Consider the following 9175-nt stretch of genomic DNA (forward strand, 5'->3'; position numbering starts at 1 on the left):
AGCAGAGTCTAATTATAAAGACTAAAAATCCCCCAAGGGGTTATTAGGGATTCCTCATCATCCCATACATCACCAAAATACGAAAGAATGCATCGAAAGCATTGGATACAAGGTAGGCCCCCCCTATTCTCTTGATTGACGCAATAGAATAATTTTTGGCTAATATTAAATGATAGATCAAGGGTAAAATTACTTAATGCGATACAGTGTACGAGGCCTTGTTTCATTTTTTTAATGCTCAAACCTAAATTTAACTTACTATAGAAACGCTACTTTTTCTTTTATGAAGTTTTCGGGCGTACCCAACTGAAGATCTGTGACCCCCTCTACCATCTCTTTTAGCAATGTCTGAATGACCTCTTCACAAGATTCTCTAGATTTGATCATACCTACGCTTTGTCCTGCCATCACGGATCCATGTTCTACATCTCCTTCTACAACAGCACGATAGAGTGCTCCTGACCAAAAGTGTTCTACTTTCATTTTTCCAGCTTCTAAAGATAATGTTCCTTTTTCAATATCAGCCAAAACGGATCGTTGAAGAGAAACAAATTGCTTTGTCGCTTTATTGGCAAGAGCACGCACTGGAATAACAGGAAGCCCTTCATCAATTCCATAGGATAGAACAGCATCCCTAGCTTGAGCACGAATAAACGCTTCTTTAAAGGCATCGTGAGCTTGAGATTCATGAGTACACACAAAACGTGAACCCAATTGGCATCCGGAAGCACCCATGAGAAGATACGATAAAATACCGCGTCCATTTCCAATTCCTCCTGCTACAAACACAGGGACTTCCTTACCTAATACAGGAAGAATTTCTTGAGCCAAAACTTGAGTTGTCACTGGCCCGACGTGTCCTCCCGCTTCATTGCCTTCAATCACCAACGCTTGCGCACCACTACGAATTAACCGTTGAGCTAATGCAGCAGAAGGCGCAAATGCTACAGGCTTAATATTGTAGGAATTTAATGATTTAAACATTGCATTAGAAGGAAGCCCCCCCCCTAAAAATATGTGACTTACTTTGTATTGTCCACACACGTCAATGAGATCTTGAAAATTTGGATGAAACACAATAAGGTTCACTCCAAAGGGTCCACAACGCGCACTGATCAGATGTTCGATATGGAGGGCAAGTTCTTTAGGGGCCATAGAGCCGCTGGCTAAAATCCCAAATCCTCCAGCTTGACAGACGCCCAGTACCAACTCATGATGGGATACCCAGGTCATAGCTCCGCACAAAATCCCTGTAGGACTTCCCAAAAATTCCTTTCCCCTTATCCACCGTGCCTCTATAAAAGACAGCGCACGGTCAATATCTTGTCCTTGTATCGTGCTAATCTTATTTTTCAAAAAATCTAATGTGTTCATTATGTTTGTACCATTTTGTGTAATACACTTAAAATTTTCATCGTTGCCTGTTCTTGGACCACATAACTAATACTGTTCACAGAACGAAATATATATTCTACCCCCATACGTCGTAAATCTTGCTGATTTTGTTTCGGTACATCATCAAAGGATACACCAATCATCGTAAACATGGTATGGGGTAAAATAGAAACTGTTGGTAATACGTATTGTTGTACATTATTTTTAGCAGACATTTCAGTAAAAAATGTTGTCATCGATCCATTTCTCTGCCATCCCCATACAGAAATAAGCTGATTCTGCAAAACCTGCAGTAATTGCTCTGCTTTTATTCTGGAAAGACCAGGAACTTTCCAGCATAGGACGCCTTTATGAGCAATGCCTTTTGCATTTCCAGACACGAACTCACACACGTAGGTTCCTGGATTTTCTGGAGCAAAAGTAGACAATACCTGAATAGGAACTTTGTAACGTCTAGCCCACTGTAACGCTTTATCGTGCAATATCTTAGCACCATGGCGACTAAACGTAGTCATATCTTCATAAGAGATACGATCAAATTTTTGAGCATCTTGAATGCAAGCGGGATCTGCGTTATATACCCCATCCACGTCGGTAAAGATTTGACATAATCTTGCCTTTAAAAGTGCGCTCAGTGCTACCGCTGTAGTATCTGACCCCCCCCTTCCTAAGCTACTGATACGACCTAACTTAGTAATTCCTTGAAATCCTGCCACCACGGGTATTCCTCCAGTAGCCATATAGTTTTGCAGGGGAAGCGTATTAATGGATACAATTTCTGCGTTTCTATACACTTCATCTGTTAAGATAGGTAACTGCCACCCTAAAAAAGACGCCGCTCTGCATCCCAAATCTTGTAGTGCTAAAGCCATTAACCCTGACGTAACTTGTTCTCCTGAAGTAATTACTGTATCCAGTTCACTTTTTGTGGCATCCATATTCAAGACGCAACAGTTTTCAGCCCATTGAACCAATTGATTGGTTACACCGCCCATGGCGGAAACTACGACTAAGGGTTGTTCTCCGCGCAATTGAGCTTCCTGCACAAGTTGGGCTGCATGTTTTAAGCACCCTATGTCGTTTAAGGAAGTGCCACCAAATTTCTTAACAACTACGGTATTGTTCTCTATCTCGCCCATATAACTTTCACCTTTTAGCTATTCAGTGAGGCTATTCTAGCAGAAAAACCTTAACTAATAGATTTCTGATGGCTCTCTTTAATCCAAAAAGTAGCACAAAAAGAAATAAGTGCTCCTAAAGCTAAGTATACTCCCGGTGTTGCCAACGCTAAAGATCTTCCCCCTATCACTAGAGTACTTTTAATCAAGAAAACCGCCAGCGTAGGAGCGGTTCCACCGAATACCATCATGGTTACATTGTGCGCTAGAGATACGCCTAGACATCGTACGTGCGGTGGAAAGAGTTCTACGATGGTGGCAGGAATTACCGCAAAATACATCCCAAATATAATATTTAATATAAGTTGTACAATAAATATTTGGTATAAATTTCCCATAGAAAATACAAAAAAAGCAGGAATTGCTACTAACATCAATAATAAAGATGCAAAACGTAACATCGGTTTCCTTCCCCATAGGTCTGAACAATATCCAGAAAGAGGAATACTTAATGCAAATCCCAAAGTAGAAATACTGTTAATACTGGTGGCGTGGTAATAACTCATGCCAACAAAATTTTGAAGATAATTTACGATGAAAAGACAAATAGTGAAAAATCCAATAGCAACCACAACATCTAGGCATATTAATTGAAGAAGTGCAGTACCGTAACAATTAAATAAGTGAGACCATGAAAACTTAGGTCTATAATTGTGTTCAAAAGCTTGAGTCTCTTGAAGGCGATTTCGCACAAAAGCTCCCACTATGCTCCCTGTAATGCTTAAAACAAACGGAATACGCCACCCCCAACGCAATACTTCTGACGGACTTAATAGTGCACCAACAGCTACGCACACTGAAGATCCCAGTAATACACCGACTGCAGCACTAAAAGTAGTCCAACTTCCCCAAAATCCTCTATATCGAGAATCCGCATGCTCCACAACAAATACAATGGACCCAGTGAATTCTCCCCCCATTGAAAGTCCCTGCAAAAGTCTGAGAATAGTTAAAATTACGGGGGCAGCCCATCCAATATGAGCATAAGTTGGAAGCAGCCCAATTAATGCAGTAGGAATAGCCATGCAATAAATTGACCACATTAACGCTCGTTTTCTCCCAATATGATCTCCTAAGTAACCAAATAATACACCGCCCAAGGGCCGCATAATAAATCCAATAAAAAAAACACTATAGGTCGCAAGCATAGAAGAGAACGCATCATGCGCAGGAAAAAATAACATTCCAATAATGGCGGCACAATATCCGTATAGCATAAAATCATACCATTCCAACGCATTACCAATCATGGAAGAGATAAGTACCTTCCAAAAGTGTTTGTCTGTCTTACGAATGTCAGAAAAAAAAGACGTTGACAAAAATATACTCTACTTCTTACAAAAACTTACAAAAATTCTAAAATAAATATGAAAAAAAATCAATGACTGCTCAATCAGTATGTATTATTTTCAAACTCAAGGTAAGAATTTCCAAGATGCTATAGTCACGAGAGAGGACTCCACATAAGCGATACATTTTAATTTCAATTACTTTTCTAGAAAAGATTTATCGTTCTTTTTTTAATGGCAGGCGATACCCTGTCATCGTCCCAGGGGTATTCGAGCGCTTTAGTAGCTTCTATGACGGTATGCATTCATTTTCAGGTCATCTAACGACTTCATCACGATCATATCGTTTTTATCAATATAGTGTTTCTGCTATTTTTGTTTTTTTCACTTATTGTTAAGCCTACCAACGGCTGGAGTACCCTAGCATCCGTAATAATGGTATCCACGGCTCACACTACATTTTAGTATCCCTTTTTCCAAATCGTATATTTTTTGACTTCTGCTTCCCACACCAACTGTATGGAGAAAGCGTGATGGAGTAAAACACTACAAAGAAACTTCCTAGTATCGGTCTTATCGAATCTATGAAAAATTAAAAGTATTCAAGAGAATAATAGCAATTGTAGACGTGTTTTACAATTTTAATTTTTATGAAGAAATTGAGTAATAATACACACCGCCCCCCAAAAATAATCTTTGATCTACATAATAAACTCTTTTATAGTAAAAAGAATTAGACTAAAAGCTTTTAAAGAATGTTAAAATAAGGTCATAAAATAATAAAAAATAATAAATATGCTTCAATTTTCTGCTTAATCTATGGCTTCATATTATCCCAGAATTTCTCCTAAAGGATTAAAATCGGGTGAGTAAAGAGATAAAAATTATCTTAAACCCCAAAAAATTCTATTAATTTTTTTGTACATTTATGAAATGATGTATTATCCATAATAACACATTACCTGGTATTTCGTTCCTTTATCAAGAAATGCTCTACGCATTATTAAATAATTCCGTCATTATATAAAATCCGTTCACAATACCACTTTCTTCACTCACCATATACAAGATTTTTACTAATACACTTAGAATCACTTTTTAATATTCTTTTCGACGTTCGTGCTTTGCTTCGACATAAATAAAGGCTTTTTTTATGGGTATAATTAAACTTTTTAAGTCAATCATTTGCTCCACGTGCATCTAAATTAAGACTCCGCTTATTTCTTGCGAAAGCGTGTTTGGATCATTATCTATCATCTAAAAATTATCTTTTGTGAATTGGTACTTTGCTTCTAATGGCTTACTTGTTTCTTCATTTTTACACCCAACATAGTAACTCTTTTCGATTTAATTTAAACACTGTCACTGTGTTGGTTGTGTTATTTTCACTCTCTAAAAACGCCATTGCTTTTGCTCTTAACTCTAGATTGTATAAATGCTATTTTTAATTTGATACAACGAAGTTTTTTTTCTATAAACTTCTGTAGTTACACTTGGATATCTCCAGACATATACCAATAGACTTTTTGCGTAAGCCTAAAAAAAGAAATTTGTATGTATTATGGGATAGGATAGTGTGGTTCTCATTATAACATTTTTTAGACGGAGCAAAATCAGTTTTTTAGATTAATGATGCTAGAAATAATTTTGAACTTAACATTCTTTTTTTTTCATTTCTGTAAAGTTAAAAATTTTAAGCTGAGAAAAATCATGTTCAACGTTTACGCGCATTGCCGAAAGTGCTCTGTTACATTTCTTTTCTTAAAGGGAAGCTTGATGGTTTGAGATATATGTTGTAATGCTTGATACCTACTGTCCTCCAATCCCTGGGAAAATAGCTTTACTTCTTTGTAAAGAGTAAAATTATGCACGGATACCAGTGGTGTTATAAACGTATAAAAATTTTAGCCGGCAACAGGTATACTTCTGAAGTGTATGTTATTTTTTTGCCTCAAGAATAAAGGGATTGTTTTAGACCTGAAGCTCATCAATGCTAAAGACAATACTGACATAAAATTATGCCCTAAATAGTGTCGTTACGAGATATTGAGCCAAAGGGCAAGACAGCGTATTTGGGGCGGCTGCAAGAAAGGAGGAGCTGTTTTTGGCATATCGCGTGGCGATGCCTCTCCATCGCTTAAGATGCAAGAAGGCATTTTCAACACGATGTCTGATCTTGTACAAGTCTTTGTCATAGAAGCGCTGTTCTTTTCGCTTCTTTTTTGCAGGAATCACCGCTTGAATGGTTTGACTGTTTGCCATGTCTAATACAGCATCTGCATCATAGCCTTTTTCGGCTAAAAGACCTTGGGCGTTTATGCCCTCAATAAAAGCCTCAGCCTGTTGTACAATCAGCTGTGCTACCTTCTGTAACAAGGATTGGGACTGGCATACCAGTCGCATCCACGGCTATATGTATTTTGGAATTGAGTCCTCTTTTGTTCGTCCCATGGCTTGGTTTCCACCACGCACTCCTGCTGCATGAGGGGGTACTTTGATAGGGCTTGCATCAAATCTATGAGCCACTCAAAATCAGGCTCCATCACAAGCGATTCTAACACCCCTTGCCAAACGCCTTTGTCCCACCATCTGCAAAAGCGCCGATGCGTGTTTTTCCAGTTGCCATAAGTCAGGAGGCAAATTTCTCCAGGGTGCGACAGTGCGCAATATCCAAAAGGCGGCGTTTAAAAAGCCTATTATCATGGGCGATACCTCCCCAGGAACCTTTTCGCCCAGGCAATCGCGGCTCTAAAAGACTCCATATGCGATCTGGCATATCATGGCGTCGGTGAGCGCCTACTTTTCATTAATTCATTCTATGTCTCATGCTAGCATAGATTTACTCTCGTGACGACACTATCTAGAGCTTGGGTTATAAAGCAGCAACGTTAACCTCATCGCTTCAAGAATTAATCTGAAGTTACATCCAGGCCTATTATAGCCGTCCAAAATCTGCTTTTCCACAAAGGATAGGCTTCCTGACTGTATTTGGTGTGACTGTTTCGGTGTCATACTCAATACTCTCAAAAAAGTTTTTGAACGTCTTGCAACGTTTGTGTACCATACCCCCCTAGGAACCAACTTTTGAGATTTTCCCATGCTTTTCTCATTTTTTTAACATTCATCCTTTTATCTTGTATGCCAAGTTTTATATTGTTTTTATTCCTATGATTGTAGAGTCAATCATTATTAACCTCTAACGCAAGACCATTAAATATTCTGAGCGAACACTGAGCTTCAGCGTATCTCAAGAATTTTTTCTGTACTATTGTTACATTTTTTGGGTAAAGCTCTCCAGGACAAACCTGTTGTGACCATCCACAGTACTACCTTTATAAATTTTTATTATCATAGCCTCTACTCTCTTTCCTATTCTTTACCAGAAAAGCTTTATTTGATCTATTGATATTTTGTTAAACCCTATAAAATCTTGCCAAAACGTGTTAAAACGCCTCAATTATAATCTAATTTCGCTCTAAACGTCGATACCATCTACGAATGTCTAAAATCTCTTAAATAAAAAAATTACGCTAAACGTCAAGAAGGGAAACAATTTTAAAAAAAATTACCTGATAAAAAACTCAGATCTTTACTCTGAAGTCGAGATTTGTTGTAAAAGCGTATTTTGAATCTCCTGTACGATATTTATACGCACCATATCGTAGGCTGTTTCTAATGCATGAGAAAAACCAATAGAATCTGTACCTCCGTGACTTTTTACAGCAACTCCTCTAACTCCCAACCATAATGCTCCATTGTAAACACGAGGATCAAAATAAGCTTTAAGATCCTGAAGGAAGGGTTTGGCAATCCATCCTGCACATCGCGCTGAAAAAGAACTACGAAATACACGATTTAACATAAAAGACATCATACGCATGGTACCTTCCCCGGTTTTAAGCGCTACATTTCCAGTAAATCCGTCTGTCACAACGACATCTACGGTTCCCTTAGAAATGTCGTTTCCTTCCACGTAACCATAAAAATTTAATCCTTTTTGATGTTTCAACATGTCGTAAGCTTCCTTTAAAGCATCTGTTCCCTTTTGAAGCTCAGTACCCACGTTTAATAATCCAATAGAGGGAGATTCAACGCCTAAAACTTTTTGACAAAATATTTTTCCCATCAGCGCGTACTGAACAAGCACCTTACTCGAATTATCTAAGTTTCCTCCTAAATCTAACATAACACTTTCTCCCCTACAGGTAGGAATTTGAGAAATTATGGCAGGTCGGAAAACTCCTTCTAAGGTCTTGAGAATGAATCTTGAAAGTGCTAAGTAAACTCCTGTATTTCCCGCAGAAATAACGCCCTGAGCTTGCCCTGAAACAACACTGTGTAAAGCTCGCGCCATCGTAGTGTCTATTCCAGACTTCAGAGTTCTAAAAACTTCTGCGTCCGAATTTACATAATCTTGGGCGTAAACTACCTCGAACAGATGCTTAGGCAAAGGATACCGCTTTAATTCTGAAGATAATGCAGCTCTTGTACCAAAGAGTAAAAAAGTACACTCTAAACGTCTTTTATGAAATAGATAAAGACCTTTTAAGAGCTCTGCTACACCTGCGTCTGCTCCCATAAGATCTACAGAAAGACGAATCATACTAACTTTCTTTTGTATTACGCTTCAAACTACGACGTTCTGCTTTGGTTATTATTACCTTTCTTCCATTATAGTATCCACACTTTAGACACATGTGATGAGGGAAGCAACTTTCACTACACTGCTTACATGTTCCTACAGGATGGATTTTGATGTGATCGTGAGATCTTCGCATTCTTTGTCTTGAGTAACTGGTTTTTTTTTTTGGAACTGCCATAATCCACTCCTCGCTTATATTATGTGAGATGATTCTACAAAAAAAAAATAAAAATTACAAGCGACGAATTATAAAGAAAAGTATTTTGTTAATCGTTTCGGTTCAACGAATAAATTTAACTAGTATTATATACAGCTGCTAGAAAGAATCTTGTTTTGAGTCTCTAAACTTAATATTTTTTTCACTAGACCTCTTCGGAAACTCTCATTGTTCTAATTCCATGGTATAGACCCCTGCAATGAGCGTGAATCTCAGCCCAAATCTGTTACGCCTGTTTCTGTATGTATCAGAGAGGATCTTGAAGCGTTTGAGTATCCCAATACCATTTTCATTTAGAGGATTTTTCTTACCCTTCTTTTTTGGAATGTCAGTTCTACTATGGAGTGTTTTCAAGCCTTGATATCCTGTATCCGTAATACCCTTAATTTTAGGATGAATATGAGTTTTTGATTCTTTAAAACCCCTGAAATCATGACGTTTGCCCTTTGAAAAA

General features: G+C 38.0%; 6 protein-coding genes and 3 pseudogenes. All 9 read right to left on the reverse strand.

The annotated features are described in order from the left end of the window. Positions 1-258: 258 nt before the first annotated feature. Positions 259-1374 (reverse strand): NAD(P)H-dependent flavin oxidoreductase, encoded by a 1116-nt coding sequence (locus tag HCUR_RS01895; protein WP_104206499.1) that lies wholly within the window; start codon positions 1372-1374, stop codon positions 259-261. After that, positions 1374-2534: an aspartate kinase gene (locus HCUR_RS01900; RefSeq protein ID WP_104206500.1), complete on the reverse strand. Its 1161-nt coding sequence runs from the start codon at positions 2532-2534 to the stop codon at positions 1374-1376. The genes HCUR_RS01895 and HCUR_RS01900 overlap by 1 nt, the downstream gene beginning before the upstream one ends. Positions 2535-2584: 50 nt before the next feature. After that, a complete protein-coding gene (locus HCUR_RS01905) occupies positions 2585-3892 on the reverse strand; it encodes an MFS transporter (protein ID WP_104206501.1) in 1308 nt (435 codons plus the stop codon). Between the two features lie 1288 nt (positions 3893-5180). Continuing rightward, positions 5181-5282 (reverse strand): annotated as a pseudogene (locus HCUR_RS10080) (hypothetical protein); the annotation flags it as partial. A 616-nt stretch (positions 5283-5898) separates the two neighbouring features. After that, positions 5899-6638, reverse strand: a pseudogene (locus HCUR_RS01910) (IS5 family transposase). An 80-nt stretch (positions 6639-6718) separates the two neighbouring features. Beyond that, positions 6719-6961 (reverse strand): hypothetical protein, encoded by a 243-nt coding sequence (locus tag HCUR_RS08265; protein ID WP_165780642.1) that lies wholly within the window; start codon positions 6959-6961, stop codon positions 6719-6721. Between the two features lie 490 nt (positions 6962-7451). Further along, positions 7452-8465: a phosphate acyltransferase PlsX gene (plsX, locus tag HCUR_RS01915; RefSeq protein ID WP_104206502.1), complete on the reverse strand. Its 1014-nt coding sequence runs from the start codon at positions 8463-8465 to the stop codon at positions 7452-7454. A 1-nt stretch (position 8466) separates the two neighbouring features. Beyond that, positions 8467-8682 carry a 50S ribosomal protein L32 gene (gene rpmF, locus HCUR_RS01920; RefSeq protein ID WP_104206503.1) on the reverse strand — a complete coding sequence of 72 codons (216 nt, stop codon included), beginning with the start codon at positions 8680-8682 and terminating at the stop codon, positions 8467-8469. A 204-nt stretch (positions 8683-8886) separates the two neighbouring features. Then, positions 8887-9175, reverse strand: a pseudogene (locus HCUR_RS01925) (IS5/IS1182 family transposase); the annotation flags it as partial.

It is taken from the genome of Holospora curviuscula, assembly GCF_002930195.1.
GTDB lineage: Bacteria > Pseudomonadota > Alphaproteobacteria > Holosporales > Holosporaceae > Holospora > Holospora curviuscula.

Coding starts and splice junctions, on each gene's coding strand:
- HCUR_RS01895 (WP_104206499.1), bottom strand. CDS start 1,374: ATGAACACATTAGATTTTTTGAAAAATAAGATTAGCACGATACAAGGA.
- plsX (WP_104206502.1), bottom strand. CDS start 8,465: ATGATTCGTCTTTCTGTAGATCTTATGGGAGCAGACGCAGGTGTAGCA.
- HCUR_RS08265 (WP_165780642.1), bottom strand. CDS start 6,961: ATGGGAAAATCTCAAAAGTTGGTTCCTAGGGGGGTATGGTACACAAAC.
- rpmF (WP_104206503.1), bottom strand. CDS start 8,682: ATGGCAGTTCCAAAAAAAAAAACCAGTTACTCAAGACAAAGAATGCGA.
- HCUR_RS01900 (WP_104206500.1), bottom strand. CDS start 2,534: ATGGGCGAGATAGAGAACAATACCGTAGTTGTTAAGAAATTTGGTGGC.